Below are 21742 nucleotides of genomic sequence, written 5' to 3' on the forward strand. Positions count from 1 at the left end.
ATGATCGATTATTTCAAGAGCGAACTGGCCGGTAACGGCATTTTGACCCTGACCATAGACCAGCCTGACAGCCAGGCGAACGTGATGGACCGCCACTTTATCGACAGCTTGCGCCACCACGTCGATGCGGCGCTTGCCGATCCGGCGGTCAAGGGCGTGCTGCTGACTTCGGCCAAGAGCTCCTTCGTTGCCGGTGCCGACCTGAAAGCGCTGGAAGCTTCACTGTCCGAGACTCCTGATGCGGCCAAACTCTACAGCGAGTGCCGCGCGTTTTCCGCCTTGCTGCGCAAGATAGAAACCGGCGGCAAACCCTTTGCCTGTGCGCTCAATGGCGCGGCGCTGGGTGGCGGCTTCGAGATCGCACTGGCCTGCCACTACCGTTGCGCGGCCGACGTCAAAGGCATGATGGTCGGTCTGCCCGAAGTCGGCGTCGGCCTGCTGCCCGGTGCCGGCGGCACCCAGCGCTATTTGCGCATGCTGGGCGTGGCGCGCGCCCTGCCCTTGCTGCTGCAAGGCTCGCAGATCAAGCCGGCCAAGGCGCTGGAGATGGGCCTGATAGACGCGCTGGTGCCGGCCGAAGCGCTGCTGGACTGTGCACGCACATGGCTTACGGGCTCACCCGACGCAAGCAAGCCATGGGACCGCAAGGGTTTTCGCATTCCCGGCGGGCAAAACCCGCTGGAGCCGGCCATTGCCCAGCTATTTTTGGGCAGCAACGCGTCGGTACAAGCCAATACCTGCCACAACCTGCCGGCACCGCAAGCCATCTTGAGCTGCCTGTACGAAGGCATGCAACTGCCCATGGACAAGGCGCTGGACATCGAGTGCAAATATTTTGTCAGGCTCAACCTCGATCCGGTCGCCGGCAACATGATACGCACGCTGTTTATCAACAAGGGCAAGGCCGACCGCCTGATGCACCGTCCGGACAGCATCGCCAGACACAAGCACCAGACAATCGGCGTACTGGGCGCCGGATTGATGGGCGCGGGCCTCGCGCTGGTCGCGGCGCAGGCCGGCATCGCGGTGGTGCTGATCGACCGCGACCAGGCGGCAGCCGACAAGGGCAAGGACTATGCGCGCACCCGTCTGGCGCGCGACGTCGAAAAGGGGCGCACGACGCAGGACAAGATGGACGCGATCCTGTCCCGCATCACCGCAACCAGCGACTACGCGCTATTGCAGGACGCAAGTCTGGTTATCGAGGCAGTGTTCGAGGACCGCGCGGTCAAGGCCGAAGTCTTCGCCCGCGCCGAAGCGGCACTGTCGGCCTCGGCCATCCTCGCTTCCAACACCTCGGCACTGCCGATTACCGGCCTCGCCGCCACGCTTGGGCGCCCCGGCAACTTTATCGGCCTGCATTTCTTCTCGCCGGTCGAGCGCATGCCGCTGGTCGAGGTCATCAAGGGCCATGAGACATCCGAGCATGCACTGGCGCTGGCACTGGATTTTGTCGGCCAGCTGAAAAAAACGCCGATCCTGGTCAACGACAGCCCGGGTTTCTTTACCAGCCGTTTCTTTGGCGCCTTCCTCAACGAGGGCATCACCATGGTGGCCGAGGGCATCTCGCCGGTACTGATCGAGCAGGCGGCACACCTGGCCGGCTACCCGGTAGGGCCGCTGGCGGTGGCCGACGAGGTGGGGCTGGATCTCGCGCACAAGGGCGCACAGCAGCGCCGGCAGGACGAGGGCGATAACTATCACCCGGGCTCGTCGGTGCCGGTGATCGCCGAGCTGGTCGTCAAGCACGGCCGCCACGGCCGCAAGAACGGCATGGGTTTTTACGAATATGGCGACAGCGGCAAACAGTTGTGGAGCGGGCTTGCCGCCATCTGGCCGCAAAAAACCGAGCAGCCTGATGTCGAGCAGGTGAAAGCGCGGCTGCTGTATGCACAACTGGCCGATGCCGCACGCACCATGGCCGACGGCGTGCTGTTTGATGCCGCCGACGGTGACGTCGGCGCCTGCCTGGGCGTCGGCTTCCCCGCCTATCTTGGCGGGCCGTTCTCCACGATGGACACCCTGGGTCTGGCTCAAGTAATAGCGCGCTGCGAGCTTCTGGCACGCGAAGTCTCGGCCGAGCGCTTTGCCATCCCCGAACTGCTGCGCGACATGGCGAAAAACGGCCAGCGCTTCTATGGCAAAAACGCCCTCGTTGCGCCTGCATCGCGCAAGGGAGAGGCGGCATGAGCGCGCCACTGAAGGGTGTGCGCATTCTGGACCTGACCCAGCTCTTGCCCGGGCCGATGTGCACGCTGCATCTGGCCGATATGGGTGCCGAGGTGATCAAGGTCGAACCACCCAAGGGCGGAGATGCCGCACGCGGCATGGGACGAGGCGAATTCTCCACCCTGTTTTGCATGCTGTCGCGCAACAAGGGCTCGCTGGCGCTGGATCTGAAAACCGATGCCGGCGTCGCCATCATCAAGGCGCTGGTCAAATCCGCCGACGTGCTGGTCGAGGGCTTCCGTCCCGGCGTGATGGACAAGCTGGGTCTGGGCTGGGCGGCACTATCGGCCATCAACCCCAAACTCGTCTATTGCGCGATCTCCGGCTACGGCCAAAGCGGCGCACGTGCGGCGCTTGCCGGTCACGACATCAACTATCAGGCACTGGCCGGCACGCTGGACCAGAACGGCGCGGCCGGGATGGACCCCATCAGCGGCAACTTCCCGCTTGCCGATATCGCCGGCGGTGCGCTCAGCGCCGCCACCGCCATTCTCGCGGCACTGTTTGATGTCGCGCGCGGCGGCGAAGGGCGTTATATCGATGTCGCCATGGCAGACAGCGCCACCGTGCACAATGTGATGGCGCAAGCCGGCGCGGCGCAGGCCAAGACGGCCCCTGCCCGCGGCGAGGATTATCTCTCCGGCGCGCTGGCCTGCTACGGCGTCTACCGCACCGCCGACAACCGCCACCTGGCCGTCGGCGCCATCGAATTCAAGTTCTGGCAGGCGTTTTGCGAACGCATCGAACGCAACGACCTGATCGCACAAGGCCATGTCGCAGGCGAGCCAGGGCGCGCTGCACGCGCCGAGCTGGCCGGCGAAATTGCCCGCTACACACAGGCGGAATGGACGCAGAAACTGGAGGGGCTGGACGCCTGCGTCACCCCGGTACTCAGCACCGAAGAAGCGCGTACCGATGCCCTTAAGCGTGGTGTAGCCTTTGACGGTGTCCATCCGCTATTCGGTGCCTACCCTGGCTTTGCGCCACCGTTTCGCATGAACGGCTGCGACTTTACTGTCGCGCGCGAAGCGCCGGCACTGGGCGCGGACAATGCGCGCCTGCTGGCTGAAATCGGCTACACGCCACGCGATGCCAACTAAATCCCAACGGAGCCTACGATGACGCAAGCTTCCAGCTACAACCTGGCCGACCTGTTTGAACAGGTCGCTCACGCCGTTCCCGATCGCAGCGCCGTCATCAGCGGCGAAGCCACGCTCAGCTACCGCGAACTCGAAGCGCGCGCCGACGCGCTGGCAGCCCTCCTGGCCCGGCGCGGCATCCGGCGCGGCGACACCGTCGGCCTTTTGCTCTACAACGGCGCCGAATATCTGGCCACGTTTTTTGCCGCCTGCAAGCTGGGCGCGTTGCCGGTCAATATCAATTACCGCTATGTCGGCGCCGAACTGGCCTATGTATTCGACAACGCGCGCCTGTCGGCGCTGGTGTACGCGCCCGCGCTCGCCTCCACCGTTGAGGCACTGCTGCCAGACTTTCCCGCCATTCAGGTGGCGCTCTGTTGCGACGCGGCACTCGAGGCCGAACTGGCCGCCCCTCACGAACCGGCACCCAGGGACGGTCGCAACGACGACGACCTGATGCTGCTGTATACCGGCGGCACCACCGGTGCGCCCAAGGGCGTGATGTGGACGCACAAGGCACTGTTCTTCGGCGCCTTGGGCGGTGGCGATATGTACCGCAAGAGCGGCCAGCCCGTCACCAGCCCGCAAGAATTGGCGGCCATCGCCCAGGCCGGCACGCCTTTGCGCTTCATGCCGGTCGCGCCGATGATGCACGGCGCGGCGATGTGGGCGACGCTGGTATCGCTGTTTGCCGGCCACACCGTGGTCACCACCACGCAAACCGGCTTTGATGCCATGCATGTGCTCGATACCATGGCGCAGCAGCAGGTCAACATCACCGCCATTGTCGGTGATGCGATGGCGATGCCGATACGCGATGCGCTGGAGGCGAATCCGGGCCGCTGGGACTTGTCTGCGGTGTATGTATTCGGCTCGGGCGGCGCACCGTTTGCCCGCCATCTGCAGGACGACATCAAGCGCCACATGCCCAATGCCCATATGGGCAACGGCTACGGCACCAGCGAAGGCGGCGTGATCGGCCAGGGGCCGCGCCCCGACGGCGAAGGGCTGATGACCCTGCAACTGGGGCCGGAACTGGCGGTACTCACCCCGACCGGCAGCTCGCATGTCGTGCCGGGCGAGACCGGCATCCTCGCCCGCGCCGGCCATGTACCCTGTGGCTACTGGGGCGACGAGAGAAAAACCGCCGAGACCTTTATTCAGCTGGACGGCGTGCGCTACGCGCTGCTGGGGGACGCCGCGCGTCTGGAAGCCGACGGCAGCACCATCACCCTCTTGGGCCGCGGCTCGCAGTGCATCAATACCGGTGGCGAAAAAGTCTTCCCCGAGGAAGTCGAGGATGTACTGCGCCGCCACCCTGACGTCACAGATGTGCTGGTAGTCGGCATCCCCGATCCGCGCTGGGGACAGAAAGTCACCGCCGTGGTCAGCCTGCGCCGTGCGGCCAGTGCCGGCGACGAGGCGCTGCTGCGCGAACACTGCCGCGACTTGCTAGCCGGCTACAAGCTGCCCAAACATGTTGTGGTGGTGCCCGAAGTCGCGCGTTCGGTCGCCGGCAAGGCCGATTACCGCTGGGCACGCCAGACGGCCGAGAGCACACTGAAAAACGGAGAAAACTCATGAGCAAGGTCTTGACCCGTATCGATGGCCGGGTTCTTTCCATCACCATCAACCGCCCCGAGGTGATGAACGCACTGGACAGCGAAACCCACCGCCTGATGTCCGATGCGCTGGATGCTTACGCGGCAGATGACGAGTTGTGGCTGTGCGTGCTGCGCGGTACAGGTGGCCAGGCCTTTTGCGCCGGCGGCGACATCGGCGCCATGCATGCAGCCGCCAACGGCGGCGAACCCTATGTGGTGCCGGCCAGCGGCTATGGCGGCCTCACCAGCCGCTTTGACCTTAACAAGCCGGTGATCGCCGTGGTTGACGGCATCGCCATGGGCGGCGGCTTCGAGATTGCACTGGCGTGCGATCTGGTGATCGCCGGCGAAAGCGCACGCTTCGCCCTGCCCGAACCCAAAATCGGTGCCGTCGCCTACGCAGGCGGCATGCACCGCCTGCCGCGCCAGATCGGCATGAAGCGCGCCATGCAGCTTTTGCTCACCGGCGAAACCGTGCGCGCCGCCCAGGCGCTGGATTGGGGGCTCATCAACGAGGTCGTGCCTGACGCCGAGCTGGACGCTGCGCTCGCACGCTGGACAGGCAAGCTCACTGCGTGTGCACCACTGGCGATACGGGCGACCAAGGCCTGCGTCAACGCGGGACTGGATCAGCCACTCTCGGCGGCACTGGCGCTGCAGGACTCAGGCGGCATCGCCGCGCTGGAAGCAATGCGCACAAGCCGCGACGTGATCGAAGGCATTGCCGCCTTCAGCGAAAAACGCAAGCCGCAGTGGCAGGGACGCTAAGCCTCCTCCAAAAGGACGATGAAGCCTGCAAGCACCATGGCAGAATGAAGGTATCAGCCGGGCGACAGACCCGCAACACAGGAGACCAGCATGCCCAGATTGTTCGATCAATGGCGTCAGCACAGCCCGCATTACAACGAGAGCCACGATGCCTGGGGCGAGTCGGTGCGCCGCTTCGTCAGCCGCGAAGTGACCCCCCATATCGATCAGTGGGAACAGGACGGCGAACTGCCGCGCTCGCTGCACCAGAAAGCGGCTGAAACCGGCATTCTGGGCATGGGTTTCCCCGAAGCCTATGGCGGCATCAGCGAAGGGCTGGATACCTTTCACGGCATCATGTTCTCGATGGAAATGGCCGAAGCCGCCTCTGGCGGTCTGCTGGCCGGCCTGATGGTGCACTCGGTCGCGCTCAAGCCGGTGATCGCGCTGGGTTCGGAAGAACTCAAGGCGCGCATCGCACCGGCGGTGCTCTCCGGCGACAAGATCATGGCGCTGGCGGTGACCGAACCCTCGGGCGGGTCGGACGTGGCCAATCTCAAGACCCGTGCCGAGCGCGTCGGTGACCATTATGTGGTCAACGGCTCCAAGACCTTCATCACCTCGGGCATGCGCGCCGACTACTACACGGTGGCGGTACGCACCGGCGGCACCGGCGCCGAAGGCGTGAGCCTGTTGCTGATCGAGAAGGACGCACCGGGCTTTAGCCGCACCAAACTCGACAAGATGGGCTGGCACTGCTCGGATACTGCCACGCTACATTTCGACAATGTCCGGGTGCCGGTGGAAAACCTGATCGGTGCCGAGGGCCAGGCATTTCGCGGCATGATGAAGAACTTCAACGGCGAGCGCCTCGGCATCGCCACCACCTGCTGCGGCTTTGCCATGGTGGCGCTGGAAGAGGCGCTGGCCTGGGCGCAGGAGCGCACCACCTTCGGCAAGAAGCTGGTACAGCACCAGGTAGTGCGCCAGAAACTGGCCGAGATGACGCGCGAAATCTACGCATCGCTGGCCTGGGTTGAGCGCTGCGCGGCCGCAATCGACGCCGGGCACGAAAACCCGGCCGAGATCGCACTACTGAAGGTACAGGCGACGCGCATGCTCGAGTATGTGGCACGCGAATCCTGCCAGATCCTGGGCGGTGCCGGTTTCATGCGCGGCGTGAAGTCCGAACGCATCTTCCGCGAAACCCGCCCGCAGTGCATAGGCGGCGGTACCGAAGAAATCATGCTGGATCTGGCTGCGAAGCAGCTGGGTTATCTGGGATAAAACCGCTAGAGAACGGCGGCCGTGCCCCAAGCGGGTCGGCCGTCTCTGTCTTGCCTGTCACCCCCGAGGAGGCTGCATGTCCGCACCCGAACACTCCCCGATGAACCTTGCCAACGCATTTGACGCCATCGTGCATGGTCGCACCTCGACACGTGCCTTTCTGGCGGAAGCGCTGCCACGCGCCGCTATCGAGCACGCGCTGCATCTGGCCTGCCAGGCCCCGTCCAACTGCAATACCCAGCCATGGCAGATTGCCGTCGCATCGGGCGACGCGCGCGCGCGTCTGGCACAGGCCATCGCCGGTGAAATGGCCAGCGGGCGCATGACGCCGGATCTGCCCTACGACGGCCGCTACGACGGCGTCTACCGCGAGCGCCAGAGCGGCGCTGCCGAGGCGCTGTACGGTGCCTGCCAGATTGCGCGCGACGACAAGGCCGCGCGCAGCCGCCAGTTCATGCGCAATTTCGATTTTTTCGGCGCACCGCATGTGGCGTTTTTCTTCCTGCCAGCAGGTTTTGGCACACGCGAAGCCGCCGACCTTGGCATGTGCGCGCAGACCTTCATGCTCGCGCTGACCGCCATGGGCTACGCCAGCTGCCCGCAAACCTCGCTCAGCTTCCACCCGCAGCAGGTGCGCGCCGAGTTCGGCATCACCGAAGCCTGGCAGCTGATGTTCGGCATTTCCTTCGGCCGCGCCGATACGGCAGCCGCCGTCAACCAGGCCGCCACTACACGCGACATCGGCAGCTGCGTGCTTTTAGCCGGAGACTGAGATGGAAGCTTTCGACTATATCGTCATCGGCGCCGGCAGCGCCGGCTGTGCACTGGCAGGCAGGCTCAGCGAAGACAAGAGCGTGAGCGTGCTGGTACTGGAAGCGGGCGGCAGCGACAAAAACCTGCTCATCGACATGCCTGCAGGCTGGGGCATGACACAGACCCCCGGCCATGCCATGAACTGGTCGTACCAGACTGGCCCCGAGCCCGGGCTGAACGGGCGTCATGTGCCGCTGCCGCGCGGCAAGGTCATCGGCGGCAGCTCCGCTATTAACGGTCTGTTGTATGTACGCGGCCAGCGCGAGGATTACGATGACTGGGAAGCTGCCGGCGCCAAAGGCTGGAGCTGGCGCGAGGTCGAACCCTATTTCCTGCGCTCGGAAAACAACCAGACCCAGCCAGGCGCCGCCCATGGCCACGCCGGTCCGCTCAAGGTGGCCAATCTGGTTGATCCCTCGCCGCTATCGGCCACACTGATCGCGGCGGCAATCGAAGCCGGCATCCCGGCCAGCGCTGACTTCAACGGCGAGCAGCAGGAAGGCGTCGGCTACTATCAGGCGACGCTGAATGGCGCGCGACGCTGCTCGGCTGCGCACGCGTATCTGGCGCCGGCATTGGCGCGCGGCAACCTGACGCTGATCTCCGGCGTCACGGTGACCCGCATCGTATTCGATGGCCTGCGCGCGGCCGGGGTCGAATACCGTCAAAACGGCATTTTGAAGCTGGCCGCTGCCAGGCATGAAGTCCTGCTGTGCGCCGGCGCCATCGCCAGCCCGCAATTGCTGATGCTCTCCGGCATCGGCCCCAAGGAGCATCTGGCAAAGCATGGCATCCCGACGCGGTTCGATGCCCCGGGCGTAGGCGCCAATTTGCAGGACCATCTGGTGGTGCCGCTGATGTGGCGGCTAAAGGCGGGGCAGGCGTCGATGAACAGCCGCCTGACCGGCGTGGGCGTGCTGCGCGAAGTGCTGGCCTACTGGCTGAAAAAACAGGGCGCGATGACCATGCCGGCGGCTGAAGTCGGCATTTTCTGCAAGAGCTCGCCGCAACTGGCGCGGCCCGACCTGCAGTTCCATCTGCTGCCCCTGTCGGGCGAACTGGAATCGGCCAAGAAGTCGCTGCATGCTTACCCCGGCTACACCCTGGCGCCCAATGTATGCCGCCCCACCTCGCGCGGCTATATCCGCCTCGCGTCGGCCGACCCGGCCCAGCCGCCGCAGATCGTGATGAACTATCTCTCCACCGACTACGACATCGACACCACACTGGCAGGCATAGACTGGGCACGGCGCATTGCCGCCGCCCCTGCCCTGGCTGCGGTAACCGAATCCGAGACTTACCCCGGCGCGACCATCCGGGAGCGCGAGGACTTGCTGGCGTTTGCCAGACGAAGCGGCACCACTGGCCACCATCCGGTCGGCAGCTGCCGCATGGGCAGCGATGAGGCTTCCGTGGTCGACACCGAACTCAGGGTACGCGGCGTCAGCGGCCTGCGCGTGGTCGACGCGTCGGTGATGCCGCTGTTGATTTCCGGCAACACCAACGCCACCGCGATCATGATAGGCGAGCGCGCAGCCGAGTTCGTTGCCAAGGCGCGCCGTGCCCGCCTCAGAGCTGGCGAGAAACACAGTGCCTCCATGACACCCAGCCCTGCCGCCGCGCTGTAACGGCAAGATATACGCATGGCACAAGTCCCCGCCATGGCCGCCGGGGTGCGTAAACGGCAGTTCAGTGCCGGCAAACTGCTAAAAGCGGCGCCACCGTGGGCCGAACGCGTCCCCTCTACAGAAGGCCTGACATGCAGCCACAGCAAGCACAAGACATCGCCCCGGCACTGAGTGCCTGGCTCGCCCAGCGTCACGGCGGCAGCGCACGCATTCTGGCACTTCGCCCGCCGGTGCAGGGCTATTCCAACGAGACCTGGCTGCTCGATGCCGAACTCGGGCCGGAGGCCAGACGCCAGCATCTGGTGCTGCGGCTGGCACCGGCTGGGGTCGGCCTGTTTCCCGGCTACGATCTGGCGCTGCAATACCGGGTGATGGCGGCACTGGCCGGCAGTGCCGTGCCGGTGCCTGCGCTCTACGGTTTCGAGGACGACGCCTCCGTGCTCGGGCGGCCGTTTTACCTGATGCAGCGAATCGAAGGACGGGTGCCAAACGAGAACCCGCAATACCATATTCAGGGCTGGCTGGCCGAGCTTGACGCCGACAGCCAGCGCCGCCACTGGTTTGCCGGCATAAAAACCGCCGCGCAGGTGGCGCGCATAGACTGGCGCGCGCAAGGCCTGGATGCCCTTGCCCCCGACGGCGACCCGGTCGCCGTTCAACTGGACGAGCTGGCGGCCTTCCTTACGTGGACCGAGGCGCAAGCGCGCCCCTATCCGCTGATCAGGCGTGCGCTAGCCTGGCTTACCGCGCACCGTCCGCCTTCTCGCCGCGCGGCGCTGGTGTGGGGCGATGCCAAGCTGGGCAACCTGATTTTCGACGACGCAGGCAGGGTCGCTGCCGCGCTCGACTGGGAGAGCGCACATATCGGCGACGCGCTCGAGGATCTGGCGTGGTTTCTGGTGCTCGACCGCTCGTTGTGCGAAGGCTACGGCGTGTCCCGCCTCGCCCACCTGCCCTCACGTGAAGAAAGCATCGCCTGCTGGGAAGCGGCCAGCGGCGAATCTGCGGCATGCCTGCCGTGGTTCGAGCTGTTTGCCGCCGCCCGCCTCGCGGTGATCATGGCACGGCTGGGCAAGCTCTTTACCGAGCGCGGCCTCGTCCCGCCCGAGTTCGAGATGGACACCCACAACGGCGGCTACGCGGTGCTTGAACTGACACTGGCCAAACTGGGCATCACGGAGCAGGCCACATGCTAAGCCGCGGCGATGACTACCCCATCCACCAAAGGCCGGTTCCGCTGGCCGATGCTGGCAGCGAGCGCAACTTTTACGACCGCTACTACTTCAACGCTTACAGCGATGACGGTGGCGTCTATTTTGCCGCCGCGCTTGGCGTCTATCCCTACCTTGGCATCATGGACGCGCATGTCTTCGTGCAACGCGCAGGCGTGCAGCACTGCGTGTTCGCGTCGCGCGCCCTGGGAGGCGAGCGCATGGACACCCGCGTCGGGCCGGTCGCCGTCGACATCGTCGAGCCGCTGGCCCGTCTGGATGTGCGCATCGCCGCGCCCGAACTCGGCCTGTGCGGCCGGCTTTCATTCGCAGGGCGCAGTGCGCCGCTGGAAGAGCCGCGCTTCGTATGGCGCGACGGACCGCGCACCGTGCTCGACCTGACGCGCATGACCCAGCTCGGATACTGGCAGGGCGAGTTGCAACTGGATGGGGAAACCATCGTCGTTGACGGCTGGCACGGCACGCGCGACCGCTCGTGGGGTGTGCGCCCGATCGGCGCGCGCGACGCGCAGCCCATGCTGCCGGCCTCGCCGATGCAGTGGTTCTGGCTATGGGGCCCCACGCATTTTGACGACTGTGTCGTGCACTTTCATAGCAACGATGATGCGCACGGCAACGGCTGGAACCGCCAGTGCGTACTGGTGCCGACCGACGGCGGCCCGGTGCGCCACCTGAGCCAGCCGCGCGTGCATGTCGAATACCGCGAAGGCTGCCGCCAGATCGCACGCGCAAGCGTGACGGGCACCCTTGCCGATGGCCGCGACGCGACCCTGACGCTTGAGTGTGGCGAGCGCGTCTACATGCAGGGGGCCGGCTACAACCACCCCGAGTGGGGGCACGGCCGCTGCCACGGCGAGTTTGCCGTGCATGGCGAGACGCGCGATTGCCGTGCGCTCGACCCCAACGACTTGGCGCAGGTGCACCTGCAGTCGCTCACCCGCGCAACGCTCGCCATAGACGGCGAGCGCACGCGCGCGGGGTGTGGCGTACTCGAGCAGATGCTGCTCGGCCCGCACGCAGCGTCGGGGTGGACATGATGCTGCCAAGCGACGCCTGCCAGGGGTTGCCGCTCAGGCGCGGGATGCTCTTTCGCGCCGGCGTGCTGAGCACACACGACGCGGCGCTGATCGCGCCCGCGCGCGCGCTCGGCATCCGCCACGTCATCGACTTCAGAAGCGTACACGAGCGCGACAACGAACTGTGTCTGTGGGGTGCGCTCTTGGGCGTGCGCAGCCAGCGTGCGCCGGTTGCGTCCGATGTGCGCGCCAGCGATGCGGCGAGCGATGCGCTGATCGCCGCCTTTATCCGCCAACCCGACGCTGGCGCAGCGCGCACCCTGATGCGCGTGCTGTATCACAGCTTCGGCTATGCCTTTTTGCCCCATCTGCGCACCCTGCTTGCGCCTTTGGCGCTGGGCGAGCCGCTGCTGGTGCACTGCACCGCGGGCAAGGACCGCACCGGCTTTGCCTGTGCGCTGATTGCCAGCGCCGCCGGCGTTCCCTACCCGCAAGTTATCGACAACTACCTTACCCATGGTCAGCAGGCCGCCTGCGGCCCTCAGGCGGCAAGGCTGCGGCAGATGCTCGCGAATTATCTGTGGTCAACGCCCGACGATGCCACCCTCGCCGCCCTGAGCGGTGTCGACGCAAGCTATCTGGACACGGCATTCGATGTGCTCCTTACGCGGCACGGCAGCATCGAAGCCTATCTCGCGGCAGGCGGAATCGATGCGGCGATGCTCGCAAAAGTGCGCACCACGCTGGTGCACGAGCGGTGACGGCAAGGCTGCGTAGCGCCCCGGGCGCTAACGCAGCAAGAATCCCCGCCCGATTTCATCTTCCGGCTCCAGCGACCAGCTGGCGCGGCCGCTGTAACAGGCCCGCCCGCTCACGCGCACCGTCACGGCCTGATGGCCATCAAGCGGGACTTCCCCCGTCACGCGGCCAGCAAAACGCGCACCGGTCAGGCTTTCAAACACACAGTCCTCACCCACGGCAACCTGGTTGCGGGCGTGGCGCAGCGCCATGCGCGCAGTCACGCCGGAACCGGTAGGGCTGCGGTCGACCTCGGCATCGGCAAAGACGCACACATTGCGGCTGATGCCGTCGCCGGCGCGCTCGCGGCCATCGGTCAGGATGCTGCCGTAAAGAAAGCCCAGATCTTCCGCCGCGGGGTGACGCACACGGATGCTGCGCCGCACCGCCTCCGACAACGCGCTGGCGGCATCGACCAGATCGCGTACCCTGCCGTCCAGCGACACGCCAAGACAAGCGGCATCGGTTACGGCGTAGAAAGCACCGCCGTAGCCGATATCCACGCTGACCTCGCCCACGCCCGGTACGCTGACCCGGTGGTCCAGAGCCAAGGCGAACGCCGGCACACTGTCGAAACTGACGCTGCCATCTGACCCGACCTGGGCGTAAACCAGTCCGCACGGGCATTCGATGCCGACCCGCGTGCAAGGCCCGCTCACCGGTACCAGACCATGATCGACCGCATAGCGCGCCAGCGCGATGACCGCATGGCCACACATGGTGCTGTAGCCTTCGTTGTGGATGAACAGCACAGCCAGGTCGGCGCCCGCCAGGCTGGGGCGCACCAGTACCGCGCCATACATGTCATGGTGGCCGCGCGGCTCGAACATCAGCAGGCGCCGCACACCGTCCAGGCGGCGCTGCATGTCGCGGCGCTTGGCCAGAATATCGTCACCGAAGATGCTGTCCATCAGCCCGGTAATGATGCGTACCGGCTCGCCACCGGTGTGCATTTCCACGGTCTCGAATACCTGCCGTTGCCAGTCTTCGCTCATGCGGTGCTGTCTCCTTAGGTCGTTGCCAGTGCACAGCGGGCGGCCGCCAGATCCCAGGCCGCGCTGCCCACGCTCTTGAAGAGTCTGGGTTTTTTCATATCAATCCGTCCGGCCAGCGCTTCGGCCAGAGAGTGCACGCGTGACCAGTCCACACCGGCCTGGATCAGGTCGCCCGCTTCGTGCCTTGCACCGGCGACGTCGTCACAGAACACCTGGCTGGAAGCGATGCTGCAAGGCCCAAGCTCGGCCATGTCGGGGCGGAAGGCGCCGGTGCCGATCAGCAGACGGTCGCGCCGGGCACTCTCGTCGTAAAGCGGCGTACGGCTGGTAGTCAGCAGGATCACCACGTCCGCGCCGCCGGCGATGGCGCCGCTGCCGGGCGCAAGCACCAGCGGCAAATGCGCCAGCTGATGGCAACAGGCGATGGCGCGCTCTCGCGTGCGCCCATGCACGTCCAGCCGCAAACCGGGGTAGAGCTCGGCCAAAGCCTGTGCATGGGCACGCGCCTGCGTCCCGGTGCCGATGAGGGCTACATGCCGCGGTGGCGCCTGCTGCAAAGTACGCACCGCCAGTAGCGACACGGCGGCGGTACGTCGTGCGGTGACGGTGGGGCCGTCCAGCAGCAGGCGCGGCACGCCCGTTATCGCGTCATATACGCTGACCACACCGTGAATGGTGGCCAGTTGTCGTGCCGCGTTGCCCGGGCAGACATTCACCAGCTTGTGGATGGCGATATCACTGGCACTGGCCGGCATCGACAGCATGTTGCCGCCTGCCGGCAGCGCCAGCACCTGGCGCGCCGGGCTCTGGATCCGCCCTGCCGCCATCTCGGCCGCCGCAACTTCAATCTGGCGGCACAGTTCGGCCATGGGCAGTCGCGCCTGGGTCTGCGACGCGTCCAGTACAGGCAAGTCGGGGCTGGTCATGGCCGCTCCTCCGCTCTGGCAAGAAAAACCGCGGCTGGCTACCGCCAGCCGCTAGATGGCGACGACTTGTCAGGCGCCGCGTTCACTGCACAACGGATTTCACCTTCCAGTCGTTGCCTTCCACGGCCGAGATGGTGACCGGTGCATTCTTCAGGTTGCCAGCGGCGTCAAAGCCGAAATCGGCAGTTGCCCCCTGATAGCGGGTCTTGGCGATATAGGGCAGAAACTTGGCGGGGTCGGTGGAGTCCGCGCGTTTCATCGCATCGGCCACGATCATCACGCCATCGTAAAACTGCGGCCCCAGCAGCACCACGTCCTCTTTGAAGCGCGCCTTGTAGCGGGTTTCAAACGCCTTGCCAGCGGCGCGCGAGCCCAGTTCCCCGCCCGGCACCGCCGAGTAATGCCCGGCCGCATCGGCACCGGCCAGCTTGATAAAGTTCGGCGTACTCAGCATGTCGCCCCCCATCAGCTTGGCGTCCATGCCCAGGCGCTTCATCTGTTTCGCCAGCGGTGCAGCCTGCGCATCCGCGCCGCCATAAAACACCAGGTCCGGCTTTTGCGCCTTGAGCGAGGTGAGGATGGCGGTGAAATCGGAAGCCTTGTCGTTGGTGTATTCGCGCTTGATCGGCTTCTTGCCCTGCGCCTGCAGCGACTTGATGAATTCGTCGGCAATGCCCTGGCCGTAAGCCGTGCGGTCATCGATCACCGCGATCCGCTGGGCCTGAAGCTTTTTCACCGCATACTGGGCCAGCGAGCCACCCACCTGGCTGTCACTGCCGACCAGACGGAAGGCCGTCTTGTAACCGGAGGTGGTGTAAGCCGGATTGGTTGAGACGGAGAGTTGCGGGATACCGGCATCGGCATAAATGCGCGACGCCGGTATCGACACGCCGGAATTGAAGTGCCCGATCACGGCCTTGACGCCGGAGTCGACCAGCCGCTGCGCCACCTGGGTGCCGACGCGCGGGTCGGCCTGGTCGTCTTCCGACACCAGTTCGAATTTCACTTTCTGCTTGCCGATGGTGATGGGCGCCGCGTTCAGCTCGTCAATCGCCATACGGGTAGCGTTTTCGTTATCCTTGCCATAGTGCGACTGCGGGCCGGACAGCGGCGACGCAAAACCCAGTTTCACCACGGTATCGGCGTACGACGCGCTGATGGCAAACGGTGCCATCATGCCGCCCAGCGCCAAGACCAGGTGCAGCGTACGCGGTGCGATGTGATGCTTCATTTTGTCTCTCCTTTAGGTACACGACTGAAGGTTGGCCGTTAACGGCCCGCTGCTACTTGCTGTCTCTTTGCGCGCCCCTGGCCGCTGGCGCTCAATACCTGCCCGGCAGGTAGGCCGTGCCATCCAGGCTGCGAGCCTTGCCGCAGATCTGCTCGGTCAATAAGGCGCCGGTGGTCGCCGCCAGGGTCAGGCCCAGATGGCCGTGGCCTGTGGCGAAATAGAGGCCGTCCACGTCCGGCGCCGGGCCGATTACCGGCACGGTGTCAGGCAGTGATGGCCGGTTGCCCATCCAGACACTCATGCCCTCGGTACTGAAGTCGCCCACGATGCGTCTTGCCTTGTCGATCAGGATATGGGCGCGGCGCCAGTCAGGCGGCGCATCGCGGTGCGCCAGCTCGACGGTGCCGGCCAGGCGCAGGCTGTTGTTCGCCATCGGCAGGATCACGAAGCTTTCGCTGGCGCACTGGATAAAGTGGTGCAGCGGCACGCCGGCATGCGGCAAGGTGACGTGGTAGCCGCGCTCGCTTTCCAGCGGGATGGGATAGCCATGCTGGCGGGTGAAACGGTCGCTCCAGACACCGCAGGCGATCACCACGCAGTCGGCATCGATCCGGCCACCATCCCGGGCGTCCACGCCACCGATACGCCCGCCCCTATTCACAGTGGCGAGCACTTCGTCCTGTACGAAACGCCCGCCGGCGCGCACGAAGGCGTCAAACAGCCCGCGGCTGAACAGATAGGGATCGTCCACATGCGACCAGTCCGCCACCTTGACCGCGACCTGCCACTCTTCTGCGATCTGCGGTTCGAGCACACTGAGCTCGGCGCGATCCAGCTCTCGCCAGTTCACGCCGTGCGCGCGCTTGCTCTGCCAGGCAGCAGCCGCGGCGGCCCGATACTCCGCGGCGCTGCGGTACAGGGTCAGGTTGCCGTGACGGCGCCACTGCGCGGTCAGGCCGGCCTGTTCGATCAGCGGCGCGTAATCTGCGTTGACGCGCCCAAGCAGCGCGGCCATGGCACGGGTGAGTTCGGCCACCCGGCGCGGCCGGCTGGCGGCGACAAAACGCGCCAGCCATGGCGCAAGGCCAGGCAGGTAACGCCAGCGCAGCGCCAGCGGCCCTAGCGGATCCAGCATCCAGCCGGGCACCCTGGCCAGCACGCCGGGTTCGGCCAGCGGGATCACATCGCTGACGGCAAAGGCGCCGGCATTGCCGTAGCTGGTTTGCATGGCGGCGTCGCCACGATCCAGCAAGGTGACCTCGCAGCCCGCCAGCCTGAGCTGCAGCGCACTGGCGATACCGACAACGCCGGCCCCCACCACGATCACATGTTCCGGCCGGCATGGGGCGCGCGCGTTCATCTCAGCCCACCACGAAGCCGTGGACATAGGGGTCGGCATCGTCCAGAAAAATACGGTTGTAACCGGTGGTGACCGCCCAGCCCTCGATACCGGGAATGATGGCGGGAAGGCCGGCGACGTCGGTTTCCGCCTCGATCGTGCCTTTGAACTGGCTGCCGATAATGCTCTCGTGGATCAGCGTGTCGCCGGGCTTCATCAGGCCACGGGCGTAACGCTGGGCCAGGCGGGCGGAGGTGCCGGTGCCGCACGGCGAGCGGTCCAGTGCCGACGCGCCATAAAGCACGGCGTTGGCAGCATGCGAGCCGGGGGTTTTCGGGCGTCCGGTCCATTGCACATGGCGCACGCCGCTGATATTCGGGTCCAGCGGATGGATCACGCGGTAATGCGCATTGATGTAGTCGCGCAGCTCGTTGCCCATGCTCACCAGTTCACCTGGCGTGTAGTCGGCCATGTCGCGGTAGTTGTCCTGCGCTTCGACGATTGGGTAGAAGTTGCCGCCGTAGGCGATGTCCACCGTCAGGCGTCCCAGCGCGCGGATCTCGACTTCGACATCCTGCATCAGCAGAAAGCTTGGCACATTGCTCAGTTTCACCGACTTCACCTTGTTGCCAAGCAAGGTGTAGTGCGCCACCACCTTGCCCGCCGGCGTGTCCAGGTTCAGCACGCCCGGTGTCGCCGGGGAAACCAGGCCATGCTCGATGGCCATGGTGACCACGCCTATGGTGCCGTGGCCGCACATCGGCAGGCAGCCGCTGGTTTCGATGTAGAGCACGGCAACGTCACAGTCCGCCCGGGTCGGCGGGTACAGGAAAGCACCAGACATCTGGGCGTGACCGCGCGGCTCGAACATCAGCCCGGTGCGCATCCAGTCGTAGCGCGCCAGGAAGTCGAGCCGGCGCTCGGCCTGGGTGTCGCCTTGCAAAGCGGGTGCGCCCCGGGTGACCAGCCGTACCGGGTTACCACAGGTGTGACCGTCTATGCATTCAAATTCGGTGCTAGGCATCGCAGAACTCCCTCTCTGACATTGCCTTACTGTAGGACGCTGCGTTTTTGAATACAATTTCACTAAGCAAATTAGCAAAAACACCACAGTGCCAGATAGACGAAACCATGGCGCAAATAAGCGAAAATATTCAATTAAATCAACAAATTAAACCTTTGTTGCAAAAATACACAACTGCAATGCAGCATTTTAATCCGGCACATAAGCAGCCATATTGAATGCAAAATACATTGAGTTTTGCATTCAAAAACACCTAGCATGAAACCGACTGCAGCATCGCGGCTGCACCCAACAGCAAGGAGCGAAACCATGGCGCATCTGTGGACTGGCGTTTTTCCGGCCGTCACCACCAAATTCCACGCCGACGAATCACTGGATCTCGCGGCGACGGCCAAGCACATCGAATGGCAGCTAGCCTGCGGCGCGGACGGCATCATCGTCTGCGGCTCGCTGGGCGAGGCGTCAACCCTGGTCGCCGACGAGAAAATTGCGATCCTGAAAGCGGCCAGGGAAGTCGCCGGCAGCAAGCCGGTCTTGCTGACCGTGGCCGAAGACAGCACCCGCGCGGCCTGCGCGCTGGCGCAAGCGGCCTACGCCGCCGGTGCCGACGGCATCATGCTGCTGCCGGCAATGCGTTACGTGTCGGATGAGCGCGAAACGCTGAACCACTACCGGCAGGTCGCACAGGCCAGCCCGCTACCGATCATGATTTACAACAACCCGGTCGCGTACGGCGTCAATATCACGCCCGCGATGTACCAGGAGATGGCCGCCGAGCCCAAGTTTGTCGCCATCAAGGAGTCCAGCGGTGACATCCGTACGCTCACCAACGTGATCAACGCCGTAGGCAGCCGTTTCGCCATCTTTAGCGGCGTGGACGATCTGGCACTGGAAAGCCTGATGATGGGTGCCGACGGCTGGGTGGCAGGTCTGGTCGTGGCCTTTCCCAAGGAGACGGTGGCGATCTACCGCCTGGCCAAAGCGGGCAACTGGGAAGAAGCACGCCATATTTACCGCTGGTTTGCGCCCTTGCTGCACCTGGATGTCTCAATGAAGCTGGTACAGAACCTGAAGCTATGCGAAGCGATGCTGGGCGTTGGCAGCGAGCATGTGCGCGCGCCGCGCCTGCCTTTGGCCGGCAGCGAGCGCGAGCGCGTGACTCGCATCATAGAGGACGCGCTTGCCCGCCGCCCGTCCCTGCCTGAACAGTAAACGCCGCCCACCCCGCCCCATCCGCGCCCGCCTCTGTCACCGTGGCGGGCGCTTATCGCGCAGAACAACCGCCGCCCGCTCTCAAACCTTCACGCCACCTTGTGCTATGGTAGTGCCGCATTTTTGAGAGAAAGCCATGAACCCTGCGACCGACACCCCACCCAGCCTGACCGTTGTTGCCACCGAAGCCATCCGCCAGCGCATCCTGGCCGGAGAGTGGGCCGATGGCAGCCAACTGCGACAAGAGGCTTTGTCACGCGAACTGGGAATGAGCCGGGTCCCGATTCGCGAGGCCTTGCGCCAGCTCGAAGCGGAGGGACTGGTCAATATCATTGAAAACAAGGGTGCGGTGGTGGCGCAACTATCGCTGCCGGAAATCGTCGAGCTGTTACGGGTGCGGGTACTGCTGGAATGCGACGTGCTGCTGGAGGCGATCCCGCGCCAGACCAGCGCCGACATCGCCGAGGCGGAGGCACTGCTGGCCAGATTTGAAGTGGCGCTGCGCGAGCAGGACATCAGCACTTGGGGCATTCTCAATGCCCAGTTCCATCTGGCGCTGTACCGCGCAGCCGGGCGCAGCCAGACCATGGCCATCATCGAGCAGCTGCACAACCGTACCGACCGCTACACCCGCATGCAGATCCTGCTCACCGGTTTCAACGAGCGCGCACACCATGAGCACAGCCAGTTGCTGACGTATTGCCGGCAAAAAGATGCCATCAGCGCGGCCGCCTTCCTGCGCCAGCACATCCTCCACGCCGAAGAGGCGCTGGAAGCCTGGTACCGTAGCCAGGCGCTGACGCAGCAGGGCAAACGCCGAAAAAAATCGGCTACCAGCACTGACTGACTCCACCGGGTCTTGCAAGGATCAGCGCCTCACCTTCAGGGCAGGCAGCCACACCGGGCCAGGAGCGTCATGGCTGCTGCGCCAAGATGCGCAGCAGCCATGACGTTGACGCGTTCGGCAGCATTCAGCCCTGTGCCACACCCCAGTCATGGCGACCCAGCGCGATGTGCGACCTCGGAGCCAGCCGGTCAAGCAAGGCCATCACGTCGGCCAGCAGCGCCAGCAGTTGGTATCGCCATACCGCCGACGAATCGGGAAAACCGTGCAGCAGCAACACGACCGGCACATCGCGCGGCCCCTCGTCAAGGCAGGCCAGTTCAAGCGCGTCCATCATGCGTCGCGGAAACGATAGCGTATCGGCAAGGACTTGTAGCCGCCGGTAAAATTGGACTGGATCGGGCGCGGCGCGCCATCAAGCTCGACCGATTCCAGTTGCGGCAGCAGGCGGGCAAAGAAGGTGCGGATCTCGGCCAGCGCCACCTGGCGCCCAAGGCAAGCGTGTCCACCCCAGCCGAAGCCGACGTGCCCCTCGCTCTGGCGCTCGATATCGAAACGGTATGGCGCATCAAATGCCGCGTCGTCGCGGTTGCCCGAGGGCAGCAACACGCACACCGAATCGCCGGCGCGGATCGTGACGCCGGCCAATGTGTAATCCTCGGTCGCGGTGCGCATGAAGTGGCGGATAGGCGACACCCAGCGCACGATCTCGTTGGCGCCATTACGCATCAGCGCCGGCTTGTCCTGCACTTTTTTCATCTGATCCGGATTCTTGATAAAGGCCAGCATGCCACCGGCGATCGACGCGGCGGTGGTCTCGTGCCCGGCCGTCGACACCAACAGGTAATACGAGATCGCCTCCAGCGCGCCGATCGCCTCGTCGCCGACCAGGCTGGTGGCAATCACGCTGGCCAGATCATCCTGCGGATTGGCACGGCGCTCGGCCAGCAGTTTGCCGAAATAGGCGGCCACTTCCGGCATCACGTCGGCGCCGCCCTGACGCGAGCGTTGCAACTCGGGGTCGGCCGACGACAACAGCTGCTGGGTGATGCGCAGGATAAACGGCGCCTCAGTTTCTGGCAGGCCGAGAATGGACAGAATCACCCTGAGCGGCAACTGGCTTGCTATTTCATGCGCAAAGTCGATCTGGCCGCCAGCCTCGCGCATCACACCGATATAGCGGTCCGCCAGCGCCTCAATACGCAGCTGCAATTTGACCACCCCCGGCCCCATAAACCAGGCGCGGGTCAGTTCGCGGTAGGTCTGGTGTTCAGCACCATCCATGTCCAGCACGGTACGCACCGTATAACGGCGCCCGCCCAGCGCCTGCTCGGTGGCCTCCTCGACCGCCTTGTCGACCAGAACCAGCCTAGGTTCGTTGATAAACAGCGCGTTCTGCCCCATCACTTCCTTGATGTCGGCACTACGCGTCACCACCCAGAACGGCCGGTAAGGCTCGCGCGCGTACCAGCACACCGGAAAATTCTGGCGCAGGGTCTGCATTTCTTGATGCACGCGGCCGTCGTCCAGCCACGCTTCATGGCGGATAGGGTCGAGATGTGCCGGCATTTCAGGGTATCGCATCGTGCCACTCCTTGCGCTTGGATGATCCAGAATTCGCCCATAATTACCGTTGCCATCTACAAGCAGCATCGTCCATGCAGACCATGCCGCTGCC

At 64.9% G+C, this 21742-nt stretch carries 19 protein-coding genes; 12 read left to right on the forward strand and 7 right to left on the reverse strand.

Features of this window, described 5'->3' with window-relative positions; all coding sequences use genetic code 11:
* The 10 genes from GQF02_RS10835 (at window position 1) to GQF02_RS10880 (ending at window position 12456) form a co-directional block, all read left to right on the forward strand.
* Window positions 1–2190, forward strand: coding sequence for a 3-hydroxyacyl-CoA dehydrogenase NAD-binding domain-containing protein (locus GQF02_RS10835; protein ID WP_160797063.1), 2190 nt, complete (start codon window positions 1–3; stop codon window positions 2188–2190).
* Entirely contained in the window at window positions 2187–3329 is a 1143-nt protein-coding gene (locus GQF02_RS10840; RefSeq protein ID WP_160797065.1) for a CaiB/BaiF CoA transferase family protein, read from the forward strand. The genes GQF02_RS10835 and GQF02_RS10840 overlap by 4 nt, the downstream gene beginning before the upstream one ends.
* 18 nt (window positions 3330–3347) lie before the next feature.
* Window positions 3348–4952 (forward strand): AMP-binding protein, encoded by a 1605-nt coding sequence (locus tag GQF02_RS10845; RefSeq protein ID WP_160797067.1) that lies wholly within the window; start codon window positions 3348–3350, stop codon window positions 4950–4952.
* Complete coding sequence (locus tag GQF02_RS10850) at window positions 4949–5740, forward strand: enoyl-CoA hydratase-related protein (protein ID WP_160797069.1); 792 nt, start codon at window positions 4949–4951, stop codon at window positions 5738–5740. Before GQF02_RS10845 ends, GQF02_RS10850 begins: the two co-directional genes overlap by 4 nt.
* 90 nt (window positions 5741–5830) lie before the next feature.
* Entirely contained in the window at window positions 5831–7006 is a 1176-nt protein-coding gene (locus tag GQF02_RS10855) for an acyl-CoA dehydrogenase family protein (protein ID WP_160797071.1), read from the forward strand.
* Between the two features lie 76 nt (window positions 7007–7082).
* Window positions 7083–7778, forward strand: coding sequence for a nitroreductase (locus GQF02_RS10860; RefSeq protein ID WP_220789434.1), 696 nt, complete (start codon window positions 7083–7085; stop codon window positions 7776–7778).
* A 1-nt stretch (window position 7779) separates the two neighbouring features.
* Complete coding sequence (locus tag GQF02_RS10865) at window positions 7780–9447, forward strand: GMC family oxidoreductase (protein WP_160797073.1); 1668 nt, start codon at window positions 7780–7782, stop codon at window positions 9445–9447.
* A 131-nt stretch (window positions 9448–9578) separates the two neighbouring features.
* A complete protein-coding gene (locus GQF02_RS10870) occupies window positions 9579–10643 on the forward strand; it encodes a phosphotransferase family protein (protein WP_160797075.1) in 1065 nt (354 codons plus the stop codon).
* Complete coding sequence (locus GQF02_RS10875; protein ID WP_160797077.1) at window positions 10637–11716, forward strand: hypothetical protein; 1080 nt, start codon at window positions 10637–10639, stop codon at window positions 11714–11716. The genes GQF02_RS10870 and GQF02_RS10875 overlap by 7 nt, the downstream gene beginning before the upstream one ends.
* Window positions 11716–12456 carry a tyrosine-protein phosphatase gene (locus GQF02_RS10880; RefSeq protein ID WP_220789435.1) on the forward strand — a complete coding sequence of 247 codons (741 nt, stop codon included), beginning with the start codon at window positions 11716–11718 and terminating at the stop codon, window positions 12454–12456. Before GQF02_RS10875 ends, GQF02_RS10880 begins: the two co-directional genes overlap by 1 nt.
* Window positions 12457–12483: 27 nt before the next feature.
* On the opposite strand, the gene GQF02_RS10885 is transcribed toward GQF02_RS10880, so the two are convergent.
* The 5 genes from GQF02_RS10885 to GQF02_RS10905 form a co-directional block, all read right to left on the reverse strand.
* Entirely contained in the window at window positions 12484–13488 is a 1005-nt protein-coding gene (locus GQF02_RS10885) for a proline racemase family protein (RefSeq protein ID WP_160797081.1), read from the reverse strand.
* Window positions 13489–13502: 14 nt separating this feature from the next.
* Complete coding sequence (lhpI, locus tag GQF02_RS10890; RefSeq protein WP_160797083.1) at window positions 13503–14414, reverse strand: bifunctional Delta(1)-pyrroline-2-carboxylate/Delta(1)-piperideine-2-carboxylate reductase; 912 nt, start codon at window positions 14412–14414, stop codon at window positions 13503–13505.
* A gap of 82 nt (window positions 14415–14496) precedes the next feature.
* On the reverse strand, window positions 14497–15645 hold the full coding sequence (locus GQF02_RS10895) for a branched-chain amino acid ABC transporter substrate-binding protein (RefSeq protein WP_160797085.1): 1149 nt from the start codon (window positions 15643–15645) through the stop codon (window positions 14497–14499).
* Window positions 15646–15736: 91 nt separating this feature from the next.
* Window positions 15737–17005 (reverse strand): NAD(P)/FAD-dependent oxidoreductase, encoded by a 1269-nt coding sequence (locus GQF02_RS10900; RefSeq protein WP_160797087.1) that lies wholly within the window; start codon window positions 17003–17005, stop codon window positions 15737–15739.
* 1 nt (window position 17006) lies between these two features.
* Complete coding sequence (locus GQF02_RS10905; protein WP_160797089.1) at window positions 17007–18008, reverse strand: 4-hydroxyproline epimerase; 1002 nt, start codon at window positions 18006–18008, stop codon at window positions 17007–17009.
* A 309-nt stretch (window positions 18009–18317) separates the two neighbouring features.
* Here GQF02_RS10905 and GQF02_RS10910 point away from each other — a divergent pair, with 309 nt between their 5' ends.
* Both GQF02_RS10910 and GQF02_RS10915 read left to right on the forward strand, forming a co-directional pair.
* Complete coding sequence (locus tag GQF02_RS10910) at window positions 18318–19220, forward strand: dihydrodipicolinate synthase family protein (protein ID WP_160797091.1); 903 nt, start codon at window positions 18318–18320, stop codon at window positions 19218–19220.
* Between the two features lie 136 nt (window positions 19221–19356).
* On the forward strand, window positions 19357–20067 hold the full coding sequence (locus tag GQF02_RS10915; RefSeq protein ID WP_160797093.1) for a GntR family transcriptional regulator: 711 nt from the start codon (window positions 19357–19359) through the stop codon (window positions 20065–20067).
* A gap of 124 nt (window positions 20068–20191) precedes the next feature.
* On the opposite strand, the gene GQF02_RS10920 is transcribed toward GQF02_RS10915, so the two are convergent.
* Entirely contained in the window at window positions 20192–20401 is a 210-nt protein-coding gene (locus tag GQF02_RS10920; RefSeq protein WP_220789436.1) for a hypothetical protein, read from the reverse strand.
* A complete protein-coding gene (locus GQF02_RS10925; RefSeq protein WP_160797097.1) occupies window positions 20398–21648 on the reverse strand; it encodes a cytochrome P450 in 1251 nt (416 codons plus the stop codon). The genes GQF02_RS10920 and GQF02_RS10925 overlap by 4 nt, the downstream gene beginning before the upstream one ends.
* Window positions 21649–21742 lie beyond the last annotated feature (94 nt).

Source organism: Craterilacuibacter sinensis, assembly GCF_009831765.1.
Classification (GTDB): Bacteria; Pseudomonadota; Gammaproteobacteria; order Burkholderiales; family Chromobacteriaceae; genus Craterilacuibacter; species Craterilacuibacter sinensis.

What these genes read in the sequence shown, in the direction of transcription:
- GQF02_RS10835 (WP_160797063.1), top strand. Translation starts at nt 1, where the DNA reads ATGATCGATTATTTCAAGAGCGAACTGGCCGGTAACGGCATTTTGACC.
- GQF02_RS10840 (WP_160797065.1), top strand. Translation starts at nt 2,187, where the DNA reads ATGAGCGCGCCACTGAAGGGTGTGCGCATTCTGGACCTGACCCAGCTC.
- GQF02_RS10845 (WP_160797067.1), top strand. Translation starts at nt 3,348, where the DNA reads ATGACGCAAGCTTCCAGCTACAACCTGGCCGACCTGTTTGAACAGGTC.
- GQF02_RS10850 (WP_160797069.1), top strand. Translation starts at nt 4,949, where the DNA reads ATGAGCAAGGTCTTGACCCGTATCGATGGCCGGGTTCTTTCCATCACC.
- GQF02_RS10855 (WP_160797071.1), top strand. Translation starts at nt 5,831, where the DNA reads ATGCCCAGATTGTTCGATCAATGGCGTCAGCACAGCCCGCATTACAAC.
- GQF02_RS10860 (WP_220789434.1), top strand. Translation starts at nt 7,083, where the DNA reads ATGTCCGCACCCGAACACTCCCCGATGAACCTTGCCAACGCATTTGAC.
- GQF02_RS10865 (WP_160797073.1), top strand. Translation starts at nt 7,780, where the DNA reads ATGGAAGCTTTCGACTATATCGTCATCGGCGCCGGCAGCGCCGGCTGT.
- GQF02_RS10870 (WP_160797075.1), top strand. Translation starts at nt 9,579, where the DNA reads ATGCAGCCACAGCAAGCACAAGACATCGCCCCGGCACTGAGTGCCTGG.
- GQF02_RS10875 (WP_160797077.1), top strand. Translation starts at nt 10,637, where the DNA reads ATGCTAAGCCGCGGCGATGACTACCCCATCCACCAAAGGCCGGTTCCG.
- GQF02_RS10880 (WP_220789435.1), top strand. Translation starts at nt 11,716, where the DNA reads ATGCTGCCAAGCGACGCCTGCCAGGGGTTGCCGCTCAGGCGCGGGATG.
- GQF02_RS10885 (WP_160797081.1), bottom strand. Translation starts at nt 13,488, where the DNA reads ATGAGCGAAGACTGGCAACGGCAGGTATTCGAGACCGTGGAAATGCAC.
- lhpI (WP_160797083.1), bottom strand. Translation starts at nt 14,414, where the DNA reads ATGACCAGCCCCGACTTGCCTGTACTGGACGCGTCGCAGACCCAGGCG.
- GQF02_RS10895 (WP_160797085.1), bottom strand. Translation starts at nt 15,645, where the DNA reads ATGAAGCATCACATCGCACCGCGTACGCTGCACCTGGTCTTGGCGCTG.
- GQF02_RS10900 (WP_160797087.1), bottom strand. Translation starts at nt 17,005, where the DNA reads ATGAACGCGCGCGCCCCATGCCGGCCGGAACATGTGATCGTGGTGGGG.
- GQF02_RS10905 (WP_160797089.1), bottom strand. Translation starts at nt 18,008, where the DNA reads ATGCCTAGCACCGAATTTGAATGCATAGACGGTCACACCTGTGGTAAC.
- GQF02_RS10910 (WP_160797091.1), top strand. Translation starts at nt 18,318, where the DNA reads ATGGCGCATCTGTGGACTGGCGTTTTTCCGGCCGTCACCACCAAATTC.
- GQF02_RS10915 (WP_160797093.1), top strand. Translation starts at nt 19,357, where the DNA reads ATGAACCCTGCGACCGACACCCCACCCAGCCTGACCGTTGTTGCCACC.
- GQF02_RS10920 (WP_220789436.1), bottom strand. Translation starts at nt 20,401, where the DNA reads ATGATGGACGCGCTTGAACTGGCCTGCCTTGACGAGGGGCCGCGCGAT.
- GQF02_RS10925 (WP_160797097.1), bottom strand. Translation starts at nt 21,648, where the DNA reads ATGCGATACCCTGAAATGCCGGCACATCTCGACCCTATCCGCCATGAA.